Origin of the sequence: Azospirillum sp. BE72 (assembly GCF_031455875.1) — a bacterium.
In the GTDB taxonomy this organism is placed as follows: domain Bacteria; phylum Pseudomonadota; class Alphaproteobacteria; order Azospirillales; family Azospirillaceae; genus Azospirillum.
On record NZ_JAVDTO010000022.1, the window covers coordinates 33,550 to 50,149 of the forward strand.

General features: G+C 65.7%; 15 protein-coding genes and 1 pseudogene. 5 read left to right on the plus strand and 11 right to left on the minus strand.

Annotated elements, in window-relative coordinates; all coding sequences use genetic code 11:
- Window positions 1-19 precede the first annotated feature (19 nt).
- Entirely contained in the window at window positions 20-490 is a 471-nt protein-coding gene (locus J2Y49_RS29475; RefSeq protein ID WP_310119093.1) for a hypothetical protein, read from the minus strand.
- A 782-nt stretch (window positions 491-1,272) separates the two neighbouring features.
- Between J2Y49_RS29475 and J2Y49_RS29480 the strand changes: the two genes are divergently transcribed.
- The 4 genes from J2Y49_RS29480 (at window position 1,273) to J2Y49_RS29490 (ending at window position 3,950) form a co-directional block, all read left to right on the plus strand.
- Complete coding sequence (locus tag J2Y49_RS29480) at window positions 1,273-2,085, plus strand: hypothetical protein (RefSeq protein WP_310119095.1); 813 nt, start codon at window positions 1,273-1,275, stop codon at window positions 2,083-2,085.
- A 124-nt stretch (window positions 2,086-2,209) separates the two neighbouring features.
- A complete protein-coding gene (locus J2Y49_RS32505) occupies window positions 2,210-2,500 on the plus strand; it encodes a VOC family protein (protein ID WP_409017931.1) in 291 nt (96 codons plus the stop codon).
- Window positions 2,501-2,607: 107 nt separating this feature from the next.
- Window positions 2,608-3,231 (plus strand): hypothetical protein, encoded by a 624-nt coding sequence (locus J2Y49_RS29485; protein WP_310119096.1) that lies wholly within the window; start codon window positions 2,608-2,610, stop codon window positions 3,229-3,231.
- Between the two features lie 29 nt (window positions 3,232-3,260).
- The gene (locus J2Y49_RS29490; protein ID WP_310119098.1) at window positions 3,261-3,950 is read left to right on the plus strand and encodes a DUF305 domain-containing protein; all 690 of its coding nucleotides are present in this window, start codon (window positions 3,261-3,263) and stop codon (window positions 3,948-3,950) included.
- 151 nt (window positions 3,951-4,101) lie between these two features.
- Here J2Y49_RS29490 and J2Y49_RS29495 read toward each other — a convergent pair whose 3' ends face one another.
- The 4 genes from J2Y49_RS29495 to J2Y49_RS29510 all read right to left on the minus strand — a co-directional run bounded on the left by J2Y49_RS29495 (window position 4,102) and on the right by J2Y49_RS29510 (window position 8,018).
- The gene (locus tag J2Y49_RS29495; protein WP_310119099.1) at window positions 4,102-4,599 is read right to left on the minus strand and encodes a hypothetical protein; all 498 of its coding nucleotides are present in this window, start codon (window positions 4,597-4,599) and stop codon (window positions 4,102-4,104) included.
- Complete coding sequence (locus J2Y49_RS29500; protein WP_310119100.1) at window positions 4,596-5,279, minus strand: DsbA family protein; 684 nt, start codon at window positions 5,277-5,279, stop codon at window positions 4,596-4,598. The genes J2Y49_RS29495 and J2Y49_RS29500 overlap by 4 nt, the downstream gene beginning before the upstream one ends.
- 117 nt (window positions 5,280-5,396) lie before the next feature.
- A complete protein-coding gene (locus J2Y49_RS29505; protein WP_310119102.1) occupies window positions 5,397-7,499 on the minus strand; it encodes a protein-disulfide reductase DsbD domain-containing protein in 2,103 nt (700 codons plus the stop codon).
- Window positions 7,500-7,628: 129 nt separating this feature from the next.
- On the minus strand, window positions 7,629-8,018 hold the full coding sequence (locus J2Y49_RS29510) for a hypothetical protein (protein WP_310119103.1): 390 nt from the start codon (window positions 8,016-8,018) through the stop codon (window positions 7,629-7,631).
- A gap of 285 nt (window positions 8,019-8,303) precedes the next feature.
- Between J2Y49_RS29510 and J2Y49_RS29515 the strand changes: the two genes are divergently transcribed.
- Window positions 8,304-9,704: a rhodanese-like domain-containing protein gene (locus J2Y49_RS29515; protein ID WP_310119105.1), complete on the plus strand. Its 1,401-nt coding sequence runs from the start codon at window positions 8,304-8,306 to the stop codon at window positions 9,702-9,704.
- Between the two features lie 148 nt (window positions 9,705-9,852).
- Here the strand turns inward: J2Y49_RS29515 and J2Y49_RS29520 are convergent, their stop codons facing one another.
- From J2Y49_RS29520 to J2Y49_RS29545, 6 genes and pseudogenes are all read right to left on the minus strand, one after another.
- The gene (locus J2Y49_RS29520) at window positions 9,853-11,325 is read right to left on the minus strand and encodes a TniQ family protein (protein WP_310119107.1); all 1,473 of its coding nucleotides are present in this window, start codon (window positions 11,323-11,325) and stop codon (window positions 9,853-9,855) included.
- A 5-nt stretch (window positions 11,326-11,330) separates the two neighbouring features.
- On the minus strand, window positions 11,331-12,203 hold the full coding sequence (locus J2Y49_RS29525) for a TniB family NTP-binding protein (RefSeq protein WP_310119108.1): 873 nt from the start codon (window positions 12,201-12,203) through the stop codon (window positions 11,331-11,333).
- Window positions 12,196-13,878 carry a Mu transposase C-terminal domain-containing protein gene (locus J2Y49_RS29530; RefSeq protein WP_310119109.1) on the minus strand — a complete coding sequence of 561 codons (1,683 nt, stop codon included), beginning with the start codon at window positions 13,876-13,878 and terminating at the stop codon, window positions 12,196-12,198. The genes J2Y49_RS29525 and J2Y49_RS29530 overlap by 8 nt, the downstream gene beginning before the upstream one ends.
- 398 nt (window positions 13,879-14,276) lie before the next feature.
- A pseudogene (locus tag J2Y49_RS29535) lies at window positions 14,277-14,873 on the minus strand (IS6 family transposase); the annotation flags it as partial.
- Between the two features lie 62 nt (window positions 14,874-14,935).
- Window positions 14,936-16,222: a type II toxin-antitoxin system HipA family toxin gene (locus tag J2Y49_RS29540; protein ID WP_310119111.1), complete on the minus strand. Its 1,287-nt coding sequence runs from the start codon at window positions 16,220-16,222 to the stop codon at window positions 14,936-14,938.
- A complete protein-coding gene (locus tag J2Y49_RS29545; protein ID WP_310119112.1) occupies window positions 16,219-16,509 on the minus strand; it encodes a helix-turn-helix domain-containing protein in 291 nt (96 codons plus the stop codon). The genes J2Y49_RS29540 and J2Y49_RS29545 overlap by 4 nt, the downstream gene beginning before the upstream one ends.
- Window positions 16,510-16,600: the final 91 nt, after the last annotated feature.

Sequence of the window (16,600 nt, forward strand, 5' to 3'; positions counted from 1 at the left end):
AGGATGGTTGGATGGAAGCTCACGCCTCGGTAGCGTCCAACGCTGCCCTGGCCCGCAGGCGCGGGGGTGCGTCCGTGTCCATAGGAGGTGCGTTGAGCCGTCTGAAATCACCGCGCAGGGCCTTCAGCGCATAACGCTCGCGGTCGATCTCCGCAGAGGTGCGGATGCCGAGGCGCCGAAACACTGGAACCGGCGGACACCAGCCCTGGAGCGCGTGCTGGAGAAGAAATCCCGTCACGACAGCGGGCAGGACCAGGAAGCGCCGGTCGAGGAAGGCGCCCAGCAGCGTACCCGTCAGCGCGAGGGTCGCGGCGTTCGCCTCGAGCGTCCGCTCGATGTCCCATTCGTGGTCGAGTTCGTCCAGTCGGTGGTCGATGTGCTCCGGGTGTTCGGCGTGGTGGCGCAGGCTCTCCTCGATTTCGCTGGCGAAATGGCGGTTGAGGTCTTCGGACGTGGCGTTTTCCACGCGGGACGCGGTGGCTGGCAGCAAGATTGCCTCCTTTGTCGGAATTGCTGTGCAGTATCCGGACAACCGCACGGGGTGCGGGCTGCGCGGGTGTCCAATCCCAACATTAGACTTAGCTGAAGCGTTCCCGATCGGGCTCCGACCGCCTTGTCGCCATGCGTCCCGCGTTCGAAACGGAGGACGGTATGGCGCCCAGCCCCCACACAAAGGTGTTGCGCTTTCCCGAAACTGCCTACTACTGTCCGGCCCCGCCGGGCAGAGGCGGTTCCGCCGAAAGTTGACTTTTAGAACATTACAAGAACTCGCACTCTGACCCCCGTCGCGGCGGTGCCGGAGTGCGCGTCTTCATGCCGAAGATTTCTTCGACAAGTAATCAGCGGCAGATTCCCGAAGAATGCTCGGGAATTGAAGTAAATTTCTGCAAAACGCCCGGCTGCGCCAACTTCGGTGTGTCGCCCAGCCGCACATCACCACGTAGTCGTCCTGCGGCATCATCCCCGATCAGCCGGGACAACTACCGCCTTAGTGGTACGGGCGGTGTCCCTGGCCTTTACTGCCAACTGTGCGGCAAGACAACAACTTTGAAGTCCAACCGGAGAGTTCACGAAAAGTTCTCCCCCCGTAACCACGTTCTTGAGGCTTCCAGGGGTACTACACGAAAGTGCGCCTTTCGTGTAGTGACCCCGAGAAGCCGGGCGGCTACTCGCCCCCCATTCACACGCAAGCAGCCGTTGTCGATGTGCAAGTGACAGCTTGCAAAGGCACCTCTGATCATTGCATCCTGAGGTGCTGGCTAGGAGAAAAACATGCCCAGCACCCTTCCCCATCCTCATGCCACGTTTCTTGAATGCGTCCGCGATGCGGTCGCATTCGACGATCGGTTCAGCGCCCTTCTGATTGGCGGCTCGTACATTCACGGAGGCTTCGATGAGCACTCGGACCTCGACTTCTTGATCGTCGTTGAGGATGACAGCTACTCAGGCGTCATGGCGTCGCGTATGGCCTTTGCCGAAGCGTTGCCCGATTTACTCGGTGCCTTCACGGGCGAGCATGTCGGTGAGCCGCGGCTTCTGATTTGTCTCTACGGTCCACCACTTCTGCACGTAGATTTGAAGTTCGTCCTGGCTGCCGACCTCGACCATCAAATTGAACGCCGTGCGATCCTGTTTGCCCGGGACAATGCGGAAGTTGAGAGGCGTGTTCGGTTCGGTCGGGTCGAATGGCCGAACCTACCCTCCGAATGGTTCGAAGCCCGCGCCTGGATCTGGCTGCACTACGCGGCCACCAAGCTCGCTCGCGGTGAACTCTACGAGGCGATCGGCATGCTTGGTTTCTTCCGCGAACAGGTGCTCGGCCCCTTGTTCCATCGACGTGCCGGCAAGAACCAGCGGGGTGTGAGACGCCTGGAGCTTCTGCGGTTGGACGAGCATGAGAGATTGACGACGACCCTCGCTCGTCACGACGTCGCTTCGGTGAGGGACGCCATCGAAGCCTGCATCGACCTTTACGTTGATCTACGGGCCGACGATCCGGCGCTGAAAAAGACTAGGCTGATGCCGGATCTCCTTCGCGACTTCATCGGTCGAGGGATGCCAGACATGAAAGACCACAGCCGATGACGGTTGACGATCGAACGGGACGTCGGCGCCTGTCCCTCGCGACGATGCTGGTCCGAGACTACGACGAGGCGATCGCCTTCTACGTCGGCAAACTCGGTTTCGAGCTACGGGGGAGGACACCAAGCTGGCGGACGGCAAGCGTTGGGTCGTCGTTGGCCCTCCCAGAGGCGACGCCTCGCTCCTTCTCGCAAGAGCCATCGGGGAACAACAGAGCGCCACCGTCGGCCGACAGGGCGGCGGTCGGGTCTTCCTGTTCCTTGAGACGGACAACTTCGCCCGCGATCATGCCCGTTACCTCGCGGCAGGCGTCGTATTCCGCGAACCACCGAGATCGGAGCCGTACGGGATGGTCGCCAAGTTCGAAGATCTCTACGGAAATCTCTGGGACCTGATCGAACCCCGCGCGTCCGACTGATCCAAAACATCAACAAAGGCGGACCGTCCGCTTTCCACCCCAGCCAGCGTGGTGCAGGGATGCGGGACTGGCGGCGGCCTACGGATCGGCGTAGAAGCTATGGCCCGTTGATCGATGCCTTCTTCGTCGCCATCGCCAAGGACCGGACGGTGGACGAAAAGCGCGCCGCTCCGGCGGAGGCCAAGATGCGCTTGGATGAGGCGCTGACGGCGACGGGCCTGGGCCCAGCCTTGGCGACGCCCACCGAGGTCCGGCACGTCAAGGTCGCAGTGATGCGAGAGCGCATCCAGGCGGTCGTTGACGCCAGCCCGGAGGAACATGCCAGGCTCGACGGCGTGTGGGTCAAGCACCCGTTCCTGACGATGGCCGAGCCAGAGAAAAAGATCGTGCTGCTCACCGACCTGAACGGCTACGGCGCCGACGCCCTGGTCCGCTTGGCCCATCTGTTCAACCGAGCCTCGCTTCACGCCATCGACCGCTTCTTTATGCTGGTCCGGCGCCGCCTGCGGCTTCTGGAGCGCCCAATCTCGCCGACGCGCCGGGCGCGGCGCGTTTGGCACGGCTACGCGCCCTATGACCCGGCGATGGTCGGCAAGTGCCTCGACATCTTCCGGGTCTGGTACAACTGGTGCTTCACGGGTGAGGGCGGCCTGCCCCCGGCGGAGCACCGGGGCGTCGCCAAGGGTAAGGTCCGAATGGAAGACATCGTCTACTTCGATCCCTACACCTGATACGCAGCCCGTCTTACCCAGCCCCTCTCATGCTCGCTCTGGCAGAGTTCGTGGAGCGGTATGCCACGACAATGACAAACTGTGCGGGAACAAAAATGATGGGGGTTTTGTTCCCCCTCATTGGGCAGGATGGGGTAGAGGAAGCCGCAATGTCACACGAGCAAAATCACCATAGGAACATGATGAAAATGGGTTGGGGTCGGTTTGTGGCAATGATCGCAACCTCAACGGTCATCATGTTCTTTTTGATGTACCAGCTTGTTTATTCGCTCGATCACGCCCTGTTCAGCGTAAATCGGCTGGTCTCCTCGCTCGTTATGGGGTGCGTCATGACTATCGTGATGCTCGGCTTCATGTGGTCAATGTACAGGGGTATGGCCGTTAAGATCGCCGTGCTGGTCGGAGCCGTGCTGGTCGGAGTTATACTCCTCTACGTGAACCGCAGTCAGGGCCTAATCGGCGATGTCAGCTTCATGAAGTCGATGATCCCGCACCACTCCATCGCCATCAATAATGCAAGCAACGCCAGCATCAGCGACCCCCGCGTGCGCAAGCTCGCGGATAAAATCATCGAATCACAGGTTCGCGAGATCGCTGAGATGAAGCTGCTCATTGACGACATTGGGAACAATGGCAAGCGCGGGAGTCAGCCCCTTCCTGCGCGACCGGCTCAGGTCACGCCCGATATGGAGCAGCAGATACGAGAGGCGGTTCAGTAGCGCCGTCGAACCCAGCGGACCGTGTCGGCTTCCGACGGAGCACGCCGCTCGTGTTCGGACTTTAAGTAGAAGTGATGATGCCCAGAGTAATGTTGCAGGCCGCATGGCCTGCAACACCTTTGTGTAGGGGCTGGGGCATGGCGCCGGATCCTCACTGCCGGCCCGTACCGATGCCGTCCGGCTGTCCAAAGCTGCTCCCGACAGGGCAGGTCACGGTCCGGGTGCGCTGCCTCCATTCCCACGAGACCGCCACCGCCATCACAGCCGCGCCGGCCGCGGCCAGCGGCAGCCGGTAGGGCTCGAAATAGGTGAGCAGCAGGTCCGACCCGAAGGCGAAGAGCAGGATCTTGTTGCAGGTCGGACAGGCAATGCCGAGAAACCCGAGCAGGCTGCCGAAACCGGCGCCGCGAACAGGGCATCGGGGCCGCCGGATGGCGACGTACACGCCGACCAGCACGGACTGTATGGCCAGCAGCCAGACCTCGAAGCCCTGGGTCGGCGTCATCCGCACGAACACCGGGTTCGGCCAGACCGCCGTGACCGTGCCGAGCACCAGGAAAGTGCCGATAGCCGCGGCTACGCCATGCCACGGCCGCACCGGCGCGAGACCACCAACATCGGTCGACAGGGCGGTCACGTCGGCGTTCATCCCTGGCCCCCATTCTTCCGCTTCGCGCGAACCTCGGCGACGACCTCCTTCATCGCCTTCAGGTCCAGCCCACCGGGAACGATATAGTTGCCGATGATGAAGCCCGGCGTGCCCCGGAGTTGCAGCATGGCGGCCTGCGCCGACACCTCCTTGAAGGCTGCATCGATCTGCGCATCACGCTCCTTCAGGTCGCGCTCGGCCCGTGCCAGGTCCAGACCGGCTTCCCCGGCGGCCTTCCGGATCTTGTCATCGTCCAGGCGGCCGGGGATGGTCATGAAGGCATTGTGGACCTGCTCGTAGCGGTCCTGCCAACGCGCGGCGAGCGCGAGCTTGGCGGCGTAGATCGAGGAGGCCCCGAACACCGGCCAGTGCTTGTGGATGATCCGGACGCCCTTGTCCTCGGCGGCCAGTTGTTTGACGGCCGGATGGACCCGGCGACAGACCGGGCACTGGTAGTCGAAATACTCTATCAGGGTGACGTCGCCCTGGGGGTTGCCGGCCACCACGGCGCTCGGCCCGCGTGCCAGTGCTTCGGGGCCAAGTTCGGCGACCATGGGCGGGACCGCCGTTGCTTCGGCGGAGGTTGGCGCCACGAAGGAGGACACTGCGACAGCACCGACGCCCACGGCAACGGTTGAAGCCAGCAGGGCTGCGAAGATCTTGGTCGGGTTTGAAGCCATGATGGGATGATTCTCCGGGGTCGGGATGTGGGGAAGGTCTCGGGTGTTCAGGGAAAGGCTGTCGGATGACGTACGGGGGAGAGGCCGCTTGACCGCTCCCGTCTCCCGTGCGCTCGCTTACCCGGCTGACCGGGCCCTGCGGAGGGCGTCGAGGACGGCGTCCTCGGACAGCACCTCGGGCAGGACGACGCCATGCGGCGCGCCGGGGCCGTAGACCACGTTGAAGGGAATGCCGTAGCGGCCGTGCTGTGCGAGGTAGGTCATGATGGCCGCGTCCGGACTGGTCATGTCGGCCTTCATCGCCACGATGCCATCGGCCGACAGGGCGCCCGCCACCGGCTGGCGCTCGACCACCATCTTCTTGTTGACGATGCAGGTGACGCACCAGTCGGCAGTCACGTCGACGAAGACGGTCTGGCCCTGGGCGACCAGTTTGCCGATTTCCGCCTGGTCGAACCGCCTCCATTGGGCCGACACCGCCGCCGCGTCCGGTGCCGCCATGGCGCGGTGGCCGAGAAAGGCCGGGATGGCCAGCGTCCCGGCGAGCGCCGCCACCGCGACCGGCATAGCCGCAAGGCGTAGGTTCCGACCGCCGCGCATGGCCAGCGTCATGGCGGCGATGGCGACGGCGGCGGCCACCGCGATGCTCCCGGCCACGGTGATCGAGGTCTGGGCGGCGAGGACCGTGAGAAGCCAGACCGCCGTCCCGGCCAAAGCCAGGGCGAGAAGATGGCGGAGGGCTCCCATCCATCGCCCCGGCCGCGGCAGCAGCCGGACCGCACTGGGAAAGGCCGCGACGAGCAGGTAGGGGCTGGCGAGCCCGATCCCGAGCGCACCGAACACGGCCAGGATCTCGAGCGGACCACGCGCCAGGGCGAAGCCGACGGCGGTGCCGAGGAAGGGCGCCGAACAGGGGGTCGCCAGCAGGGTGGCGAAGGCGCCCATGGCGACGTGCCCGGCCAACCCGTTGCCGCCGATGCCGCCCAGCATGGTCATGACCGATGACGGAAGCCGGACCTCGAAGGCTCCCGCCATGCTGGCGGTGAAGGCGAGCAGGATAACGACCATGGCGGCGATGAAGACGGGCTGCTGGAACTGCATGCCCCAGCCGACCACCCCGCCCGCTGCTTTGAAGGCGGCCAGGGTGCCCGCGAGGACGAGCATGGCGGCGATGGCACCCGCCGCCGTCGCCAGGAAGCCCAACCGCACCCGGCGACGCTCCTGCCCCTGCTGCCGGATGACCGACATCAGCTTGAGGGAGAGCACCGGCAGAACGCAGGGCATCAGGTTGAGCACGAGGCCGCCGAGCAGGGCCACCGCCAGGAACGGCAGGAGATCGGCCAAGCGGCTGGCGACCGCGGGCGCCTCGGCCGAGACGGTGACGGGGGCCTCGACGGCGCGCCCGCCGTCGACGACCGTCACGGTGAGTGGCTTGCCCGGCAAGGTGACGGGGTCGGGACCCGCCGCGATCGGCAAGGTCAGAACTGCCGCTTGCCCACCATCCTCGAACACCACATCGGGCTTGCCGAACGCCCAGTCGCCGCCCTCGATGAAGGCATCCGGCTCCGTCAATGGCACCGTGACCGATGTCACGCGGACGGCGAGCGTCTTCTGCGCGGCGTCGGCCCAGACCCGCTCGACGGCCAGTTCCGAGGCGCTCCGGTCGCCGGGGACCTGGGCGTCGAACCGGGCGATCAGGTTGCCGGCATCCGCATCGGGCGCCGCCGCACCGGCGGGAAGGTCCAGCCGGACCTGATGCGCGGCCGGGACGCAGATGTCGCTGCACACCAGCAAGTCGACCTTGCCGAGCAGCGAGATTGGGTCGCCCGGCCGTTCAGGCTTCACCTCGAGGGGGAGAACGACCTCGCCCTTGTAGCCTAGGGTCTCGATGCCGAGGGTGGAGAAGCGGTGCGGCGCGGGCCAGTGCACCGCGACCGACGCGACATTCGTCGAGCCGGTCCAGTCCATCTGGGGCGGAATGCCGGCGTCCCCGGGGCTGCGCCAGTAGGTCTTCCACCCGTCCTCCAGGAGGATGCGCAATCCGGCGGGAACCGTCTCCAGGTCCCCCGTAGCGTTCACCGGGGACAGGATCTGCGTGTGCGATGCCTGGCTTGCCGACATCGGTCCGGCGGCTGCGTCGGCGGAGGACGGCGCCAGCATGGCGAAGAACGTCGCCGCGATCGGCGCCAGCACATGGCGCCGCATCAGGAGGGAGAGCATGTCATGGTCCGTGAGCAGGGTCGAGCCAACGGGCACCGCGCCCTGCGGGCGGCGGTGTCCGGCGATCCGGTCACGAAAGGCAATGGCGAGACAGGCAACGCCCGTTCGCGCAGACGGCTCCGTGACCGCTCAGGCGGACGGACGCGGGGGAGGCAGGTCGGGGATGGTGGAGATGCCGCGCGACGGGTCGTCGGTCACAAAGCCATGCGCGTCGCCGTCTGCGGAAGGGGGAGGAACAGCGAACGTGGCCGTGGGCAGGCCGCCACAGACCGTGATGCATTGAACCGTGGGACACCGCGCCAGACCGGACGCGTTCCCGTTGCGGCCGCAGGGCCGCTCGGCGTCGCGGGCGGTGGACACGACCTCCTGCACGCTGCCTTGCCGCTGGTCCGCCACCGCGCTGACCGCATCGGACGACTGGGCGAAGGCCGCACCGGGAAACGCCTGGACGGTGCCCGAACCGGCGACGGTAACCAGCGCGGCCACCATGAGCAGGCCCGCCACCAGTCTCCGAACCATGGTCGCCGTGCGATCCAACACCGTCTCCCTGCTACGCTCTCTTGAGGCTAACCGCGATAGGGGCGTGGCCGCAACCCAACCCTGCTCGACCGTCCGTGAGCAGTGGCGGGATGCCACGTCAGTCCTGTCGCCAGTGCCGCATCACCCATGGAACCACTCTGGCCGCTGCCTGTTCGGATCGCAAGCAAATCCATTAGACATTAGGAAACTACGGTCAATTGCTTGCGCCCGGCATCGCTGGCGCGCGGGTGTGGGCACCTGTTTCCCGGACAAAGGACGATCACCATGGGACTGGTACTCGACCGGATTGAGGCGGAGGGACTGGCGCAGCTGTCCTACCTCGTCGGCGACGACGCGACAGGGCTGGCGGCGGTCATCGACCCGCGTCGCGACGTCGACGTGTACCTCGATGCCGCGCGGCGCCGTGGTGTGCGGATCACGCATGTCATCGAGACCCACATCCACGCCGATTTCGTCTCTGGCGCGCATGAGTTGGCCGCGCGTACCGGCGCCGTGATCCACGGCGGCCGGTCGGACGACTACCGCTTCGACCTGCACCAACTCGGGGATGGCGAGGAAGTCGACCTCGGCGGCGTGCGGCTGCGCGCCCTACACACGCCCGGTCACACGCCGGAGCACGTCTCCCTGCTCGCCTTCGACGCCATGCAGGGTGAGGAACCGTTCGCGGCGTTCACCGGCGACACGCTGTTCAACCTCGACGTCGGCCGTCCGGACCTTCTGGGGGGTGGCACGGAGCGGCGGCTCGCCAGGCAACTGCATGGCTCGCTCTTCGACAGGCTCCTGCCGCTGGGCGACAGGGTCGAGGTGTTCCCCGGGCATGGTGCAGGGTCGTCCTGCGGCCGGGCGATCGGCGACCGCAACCAGACCTCCATCGGAAACGAGCGGGCCTACAGCGAGGCGCTGCGGCCAAGATCCGAGGACGAGTTCGTGGAATGGCTGCTCGGCGCCATGCCCGAGCCGCCGCGCCACTACGCCCGGCTGAAGAAGGTCAACGCCGCAGGCGCGCCACTGCGTGGAGGCCTGCCCGTCGTGCCGCCGCTGCCGCCGGGCGAGTTCCGGGAGCGGGCATCGAGGTCGGAGGCCCTGGTACTCGACACGCGCTCCATCCTGGCCTTTGGCGGCGGGCACGTGCCGGGCGCCCTGAACATTGCGCTGCGGCCGGAGTTCCCCACCTGGGTGGGCTGGATGGTCGATCCGGACCGCGAGCTCCTGCTGGTGGTCGAGAGCGAGAGCGACCTCGTTCCCGTCGTCGAGCACCTGTACCGCCTCGGCTACGACAACATCGGTGGCCATCTCCTCGACGGCATGACCAGTTGGCAGAATGCGGCGTTCGAGTTGACGCATGTCCGCGAGTGGACCGTACACGAGCTCGATCGGAATCGGCGGGACAAGACCCTTATCATCCTCGACGTGCGCAGTGACGAGGAGTGGGCCGGTGGCCGCGTGCCGGCCGCCCGCCACGCCTACCTGCCACATCTCGAGGAGCATCTGGGCGAACTCGATCCCGACAAGCCGGTGGCGACCTATTGCGGCACCGGGTATCGGGCTTCGATCGCGGCCAGCCTGCTCAAGCGGTATGGCTTTCGGGATGTGATCAACGTCCCCGGCTCCTGGACGGCATGGAAGGCTGCAAAGCTCCCTGTGGAAAAGCCGGAACAGGGCTGATGGCCAATGCTGAGCCCCCTCGGCGGGATCCCGTCCCGTTGAAGACCGTTTTGACCATGAGGTTCACTCAGAGAATCGATCCTAAGGGGGATCGCTGGTTGGTTCGCCTCTGTGCTGGAATTGCCATTCCGTGGTCGCGTGGCTCATGCTAACGGCTCCCCTCGGCCTGGGAGGCCAGAAGTTTGGTGGCAGCCGCTGAAAGCTTGCGCATGAGCGCACGGCGCTCGCGGGCGCGGAGCTTCTTCGGCAATGGCCCATGAGCCTCCAGAACCTGCCGGACGGCATCCACAATGTGCGGGCTGATCGTCAGGCAAGGGGCTGTCCAGTTCGGACGCGATGTGGAGGGCTGTCGGGCGCGCCGGATCGCCGTCTCCGGAAACCGCGGCAAACCCGGCCGCTTACCAAGACCGAGGTTGCGCTTGTTCCAGGCCGCTTGACGCGCGGCGTCGACCCGCGACGCGGATCGGGTGTTGGACGCCACCGGCCGGTAATGGAAAGGGCCAACCCATGGGAAGCGGGAAACATGATGGGGCCCCGTGACCAGGGATCGGTCGGCCAGAAGTGCCCTGACCCAGGCTGTGTGATTCCAATGGGCTTCGGCCAAGCGCTCCGCGTAACTGGCATGGTTGCTCCACGGCTTGGCGAGGGTCTGGGCGGTGCGCGTGGCGACCGTATCCTTCGGCGGCCACCCAACGGACAGAGCACCGCCCGTCATTGGTATCGCCAGAATCTCGCCCGGCCAGAACTCTAGGACCATTAGGATCACGGCCATGAACTGCCCCTCATCGCGCCTGGTCTTGCGGCCGGCCTGGTTGGTCGTGCGCAAGCCGGCAAACAGGGTGGTGAAGGGCGCTGCGAGGAGCTGCCAAGCCAGGACCAGCGATACGGCCAACCCATTGCGCTCCTCCGCGGGCAGCGGCACCGGCTGGAGGTCGGCGTTCGCGTCGTAGGCGTCCAGGATGCGGAACTCGCAGCACTCGCGCATCGTGTCGATATCGAAGACCTCGACCCTGAGGTAGCTGTTGAGCAGGTAGACGAACCACAGGAAGACGTCGACGGAATAGGCAGGCGCTAGGCGGGTCCCAACCACTTCCTGGAACAGGGATCGGTCGAAGGCCGCCCGATCGAGGAATCCGATGACCTGCCGCACCTGGTCGTAGAAGGCCGGTAGTGGGACCCCGGCCACCACGTCCCGTGGATCCAAGTCTGGGGGATGAAGAGGACACACCACGCGCCAAGCGGCCCGCGCAAACAACAGCTCGACCGGCCGATCCGCGCGGCGCTCCGCCTCATAGGCACACTCCGGGCAGGGAACGTAGTGGTTTCGGCAGACCTCCTCCAGCGGCTGGTCGAGCCCTGTGAAAGTCATTCCCCGCAGCACCTCCTCGGCAATCCCTGTGTCGACCTGCAGCCGCGCCATCACGCTGGGCAGCGGCCGAAACACGAGGTCCCGGTTTATCGCTTCGGTCACCCAGCGGCGTGGTACACCGAGCCGCTCCAGATAATCGGCCCGGCTCAGGCCGTAGAGGTCGGCGATCGCCTCCGCCCAGCCGCCCAGCGCCTCGCCTGGAGCCGGCGGTGGAACGACGGGCAAATCCGGGATGGACGCGAACAGCCGCATGCCGGTCACCCCATCCCTGGCCGGCCGATGAACTCGTTGACCATGTCGGCGGTGATCCGTTCTTCACCGACCTGAATTGCGTCGATGCCGAGGTCGGTGAGCGTCTCGAAGAGCTTGGCGGTGGTTCCCCCACAGTGGGACAGCAGCGCCCGGATCGAGCGCGTGGTGAGGGTTGAGGGCCGGCGCAGCGGCAGGGTGCGCAGGACGCTGCCGACCATCGTCTGGAACTCCTCCCCCGCCTCCCATACCGGCAGCTCGACGAAGCGGAAGCGGCGGGTGAGCTGATGGTCGTGCATCAGCGCCTCGCGGGCATCCTGGGTGCCGAAAAGAACAAGCGGGATGCCCAGCACGTTGGTCAGATGGCGGATCACTGTCAGCATGATCCGCTGCTGGCGCAGCGTGCCCATCAGCATGTTGTGCGCCTCATCGATCAGGATTTGGCGGACTCCAGTCAGGCGATAGAGGGTAACGACGCGGTCTGCCAGAAGCGGGATGTTGGCACGGGACTCGCTGACTGGGGCATCGATGGCCCGGAGCAACTGGGTGTAGAACCATTTGACGTCGCACATCGGCGGCATTTCAAGGCCGACCGTTGCGGTGCGTCGCACCCCAGTCTTCTTATCGAACACCGCCGGGTGGTCGCGCAGGTGCTTGGCCATGATCGTGGATTTGCCCTGGCCGGATTCGCCCCAGATCAGCAGGTTGGGCTTGATCGTGCCGGGTGGTTGCTCGAGCTGTTCGAGCATGAGGTCGAGAACGAACCGGCACCGCGGGTATTCGGTGAAGCGGCGACCCTGCATGCGGACGATGCGCTCCTCGGGAGACAGGGCGATCACCTCCAGCGCCGACGGTCCGAGATGCCGGTAGTCGTCAATCATCCCAGCTCTCCGTGTCGTAATAAGGCAGGTCGAGCGGGGCGTCGTCTGCGCCGTCGGGCACGACCCGATACGCCGCGTCGACGGCGGGTGGGGTCGAAACCGCCAGCAGGGTAGGGACCGACCGTGGCCCCGCGCTCCGTGCCCGCTCCATACGGGCCCGCCGGCTGCGGTTGCTGGCCTCGTCCACCAGCTTGCGCCGGGCCAGCACCATGTCGAAGATCATTGCCTCGTCGACGCCGGCGCGCCCCTGACGGCGCAGCGCCCGTCTCGCCGCCTTGTGCTCCCACTGGGAAATGGCCGGACGTCGCAGGTTGCGGTAGGGAACTTCAAGGTACTCGCCCGACACACCTCGGATGAAGACCTTGGAGAGGTCGGCAGGGTTGTAGTGGGCCGTGACCTTGCGCTTGTCGTGGAGGAAGGGCGTCAGCGCGTCGTGCCAGTAGGAGATGTTGAACAGGTGGACGCCGTCGCGCTGCACCGTCCGCTCCTCAAACGGCAAGAAATCGCGGTGGAAGGTCCTCAGGTCGGCCGGCATCCGGAAGACCTTGCCCTCGGTGTCGGCCGCCCACTTGGCGTTGGGCGACGTGCCGATGCCTTCGTGGAAGGTGGCGTGGTGCTCCAGGATGATGCTGGCCACCAGCCACTCGATCTCAGCGATGGTGAGGCAGGCGTTGCCGGCAGCGTCGTAGACGCCACGCTCCTTGATGTTGGAGAAGGTGGTGCCGGGCAGCAGATGCAGTTCCTGGCTCAGATGCCCGATGCGGCGCTCGACATGGCCGCCCATGTGCGGTGTGCCGGGCGGCCGGTAGCGCAGTTCGATGCCGTAATCCTCGCAGGCTCGGGTGAAGGCCTTGGAGTGGAACTCCTTGCCGTTGTCGGTGTGGACGGCCTCGCACAGACCCATGACCGGCCAACGAGCCGGCAACCCCCGAGCCACCAGCCACTCGCTCTTGTCCATCACCGCATGGGCAACGCAGGCGGCGACGCTGGTCGCCGAGGGCGGATCGAAGGTCAGGTAGAAGCCGCAGTACATGCGGGTCCGGATGTCGACGGCCAAGGTGATGAAGGGCCGTCCGATCACCTCCAGGCTGTCGGGTTCGACGGCCTGAAGGTCGGCCGGGGTGTGGTCGATTTGGACGACCTCCAGAGCGCGCTCAGCCTCGAGCGATCCCCGGATCGGGTTGAACTCGTCACGCGCCTTCTTACGGCCGTGGCGGCGCTTGGTCTGTTCCCGCTTGCTGATCGCCGCCAGCCGGGCGTCCACGGTCTGGCGAGCCGGCTTGGTCAGGCCCTCCACCGCGCATCGGGCCTGAATTCCCTTCATCAGCAACGATTTCTTGGGGCGAAGGAGGGTCAGGTAGTTGCCTTTGATCTCCTCCTCGATGATCGCCTCGACCCGGTGATCTAGGCGCTGGGCGCCACCGGCAGGTCCTGGTGTCTTCAGCAGCAGAGAGCGTGTCCGGGGATCGGCTTCGTAGGCCTTGAGCAAACGGTAGAGATAGTTGGGGGTGACATTGAGTTCGCCGGCCGCCGCCGCCATCGCTTCCGCCCGCGCGCCATAGGGGGGAGGGTTCTGCATCAAGTCACGAACGATGGGTTCGCGCTCACGGGCAAGGGCCCAGTCCTCTTCGGAGACGGTCGTCAGCGCCTGGGAGGTGTGCAGATGGCGCGGCACTTTTCACCCGATCCACTTTCTGCTTTTTGCAGCATCCTCTCTACTTTTTGCATCATTTGGATGACGATGAGACGAAGAATCCCTTACATTTGCTGAGTGACAATTTGCATGAACTACTTTACGGCGACATCGCCTGTCGTTGTCGGTTTTCCGGGATCGCTGGATTTAGTGTCGGCTGGCGAAATAACCTTTACTGAATCTGCTTCAGCCGGAATCCTGGTCGCAATAACGTGAACTGATGCGTGTCGCCGGTGTCCCTTCGACCTCAATAACCTTTACTGACCATCTCTATAACCTTGACTGGAACCCGGCCGCAGGTCCGCCTTCGGGAGGCACGCGCCGGGCATTGTCACGCGAACTGAACCGGCCTGCAAAGAACCTGGCATCCGCCAACTGCGTCACGGCGCCGCGGTCGCGGCCAGCCACTCGGCCATTGCCTGCGCCCGAAAGGTGCGCAGGGTGGGGCGGGAGACCAAGTGGATCTGGAGGTTGAAGGTGTTGTGGACGGCGGCATGAAGAGAGACGAAGCGCTGGGCGGAACCCGATGATTTGAACCGCTGCATCTTGCGTTCTCGTCGCCGCACCGGCTGGTGTGAGACTTCGGCGCGGTTGTTTGTTCGGCACCTTTGTTCATAGTGGGCGGTCAGACCGAGTTGGCGGAAGGCAGCCCCGTAGGACCGGAGCTTGTCGGTGATGACCTGGGTGGGGGCGAAGCCATACTTCTTCAGCAGCTTGCGCATCACCTTCAAAGCCGCAGCCTTGTCGCGTCGGCGCTGGACGAGCACCTCCAACACCTCGCCTTCGTCATCGACGGCCCGCCACACGTACATCAGCTTTCCGCTGACCCTGATCACCATCTCGTCCAAATGCTAACGCGGGCTGGGTTTCGGCCGGAGGCGCCGCAAGTTGCCGGCGATGGTCGGCCCGAACTTTACCACCCAACGCCGGACCGTCTCGTAAGACACCTCGATGCCGCGTTCAGCCAGCAGTTCCTCGGGCTCCGGCACCACAATCTTCGGCGGCCGTCCCTGCCGGTGCCCGTGCCTGCCCGGCGGTCTCACCGCGGATGCTCGTCCTCGGCATCTTCCTCGACGTGGGCGAGGAGCCGCACGACGGTCCGGCAGCGAGCCTCGATCGCCGCGGCGAACTCGCCCAGCAGCGGGTGGTCCCCGCCCGGCATCGTCCTGACCGCTGCGACCGCCTCGGGCAGCTTCCGCCGGACCCGTTCCGCGACCGTCTCGATCCGCCGGAGGATCATCGTTCGGTTGAAGCCGCACTCGTCGGCCATGCGCTGCCAATGGCGGCCCTTGAGATGATCGCCGCGATCCTTGCCGGCGATTGTCTGCGACAGGTTCTTCGTGACGTTCTCCCACGCGGCCGCGCACATGAGATCGTAGAGCGGGGCCAGCGAGCCCCCCCGGCCAGTCAGCAGGATACTGTAGTTCTTGGCGTGGGCGTCGGTGTTGCAGATCAGCACGTTGAAGACCACGGCGTCGAGCAGCCGCATGCGGTCGGCCGCCGTCAGGTGGTCGTCCACCACCTTGAACATGTCCACGAGCCGCGGCCCTTTGATGCCCGAGCGATTGCGCTCGTACTTCGCCCCAGGCGGCTTGCCGAGCGCTTGGCAGAAGTCCTCCTGGTGGACGCGCAGCCAGCGCCCGTCCCGCTGCACCCGGTCGTAGCGGGTCACCAGAAGGTAGCTCCGCTCTCCCGCCTTGCCCGTCGTCACCGCCGCCGTCTTCAGGTCGCAACGGTGGGCGAGCGTCATGCAGAGGGCCTCGTTCTGCACGCTGCCCCACAGCCGTCGGCGGGCGTCGGGCTTCAGGATGTGTGTGGACGGCGCTCCGTTGACCGGAATTGCCATCCGTCCGTCCGGCAGCAGGGCGACGGGCAGCTTCTCCTGGGCGCCGGCCAGCGACATCGACACGCCGTCCTCGCCCGCCAGGAAGGGCTTCGCCGGCAGCTCCTCGATGATCTTCTCAAGCTCGGTCTCGCCGTCGATCGGACGGTAATCGGGGACCTCCCCCGTGCGGAGACGCCCGATGGTCAGCGCTCCCGCCGTGTCGCGGCCGATCCGCTCAAGGATGCCGATGACGTCCTGCGGCGAGACGCCGAGGTTCCGCCCGACGGCGAGCAGGTTGGCGTCCTCGGGCAGCAGGTTGGCCAGCCACGGCATCAGGACCTCCGGGCCGAAGGGCCCCCCGCCAAGCGGCATCCCCAGCGATACCGGGAACGCCCCCCGGGTGTTTTGCCAGCGGACGTCGTAGGCGAAGGACGGCCCCTCATCGGCGAGGGTGATAGCACCGATGACGAGATGTTCGTAATGGACGGGAAGCGTACTCACGCCTCGTCTCCCAGGTCGGGGAGGTCTGGATAGGCATCGCCGGGGCCGAGGTCGGGCAGTGTATCGGCAGACGGAACAGGGGCTTGGTCGGTCAACCGGATGCCGACGCCCCTGGCAACGGCGAGGGCCTTGCCGAGCTGGCACGTCGGCTTGCCGCTTTCGAGATCGACGATGAACCGCTCGCCGACGTTGACCGCCAGCGCGAGGTCGCGCTGGGTTATGCCGAGGGCCTGTCGTCGCGAGCGGACGAGGCTGCCGAAGCGGCCCGGCGTGTCGATGAATTCCATGGCATGCTCCGTTCTTCCCGCTCGGGAAGATGATGCCTCCTCTCGCCTGGGTCAAGGCGATATCTTACCGAGCGGGAAGGAATGTTTGGCT

Excerpts from the sequence above, each read along its gene's own strand:
- J2Y49_RS29525 (WP_310119108.1), bottom strand. The coding sequence starts at position 12,203 with ATGATTGACGACTACCGGCATCTCGGACCGTCGGCGCTGGAGGTGATC.
- J2Y49_RS29510 (WP_310119103.1), bottom strand. The coding sequence starts at position 8,018 with ATGGTTCGGAGACTGGTGGCGGGCCTGCTCATGGTGGCCGCGCTGGTT.
- J2Y49_RS29500 (WP_310119100.1), bottom strand. The coding sequence starts at position 5,279 with ATGGCTTCAAACCCGACCAAGATCTTCGCAGCCCTGCTGGCTTCAACC.
- J2Y49_RS29505 (WP_310119102.1), bottom strand. The coding sequence starts at position 7,499 with ATGCTCTCCCTCCTGATGCGGCGCCATGTGCTGGCGCCGATCGCGGCG.
- J2Y49_RS29520 (WP_310119107.1), bottom strand. The coding sequence starts at position 11,325 with ATGCGGCTGTTCGCGTCCATCCCGGATTTGCCCGTCGTTCCACCGCCG.
- J2Y49_RS29515 (WP_310119105.1), top strand. The coding sequence starts at position 8,304 with ATGGGACTGGTACTCGACCGGATTGAGGCGGAGGGACTGGCGCAGCTG.
- J2Y49_RS29495 (WP_310119099.1), bottom strand. The coding sequence starts at position 4,599 with ATGAACGCCGACGTGACCGCCCTGTCGACCGATGTTGGTGGTCTCGCG.
- J2Y49_RS29490 (WP_310119098.1), top strand. The coding sequence starts at position 3,261 with ATGCTCGCTCTGGCAGAGTTCGTGGAGCGGTATGCCACGACAATGACA.
- J2Y49_RS29480 (WP_310119095.1), top strand. The coding sequence starts at position 1,273 with ATGCCCAGCACCCTTCCCCATCCTCATGCCACGTTTCTTGAATGCGTC.
- J2Y49_RS29545 (WP_310119112.1), bottom strand. The coding sequence starts at position 16,509 with ATGGAATTCATCGACACGCCGGGCCGCTTCGGCAGCCTCGTCCGCTCG.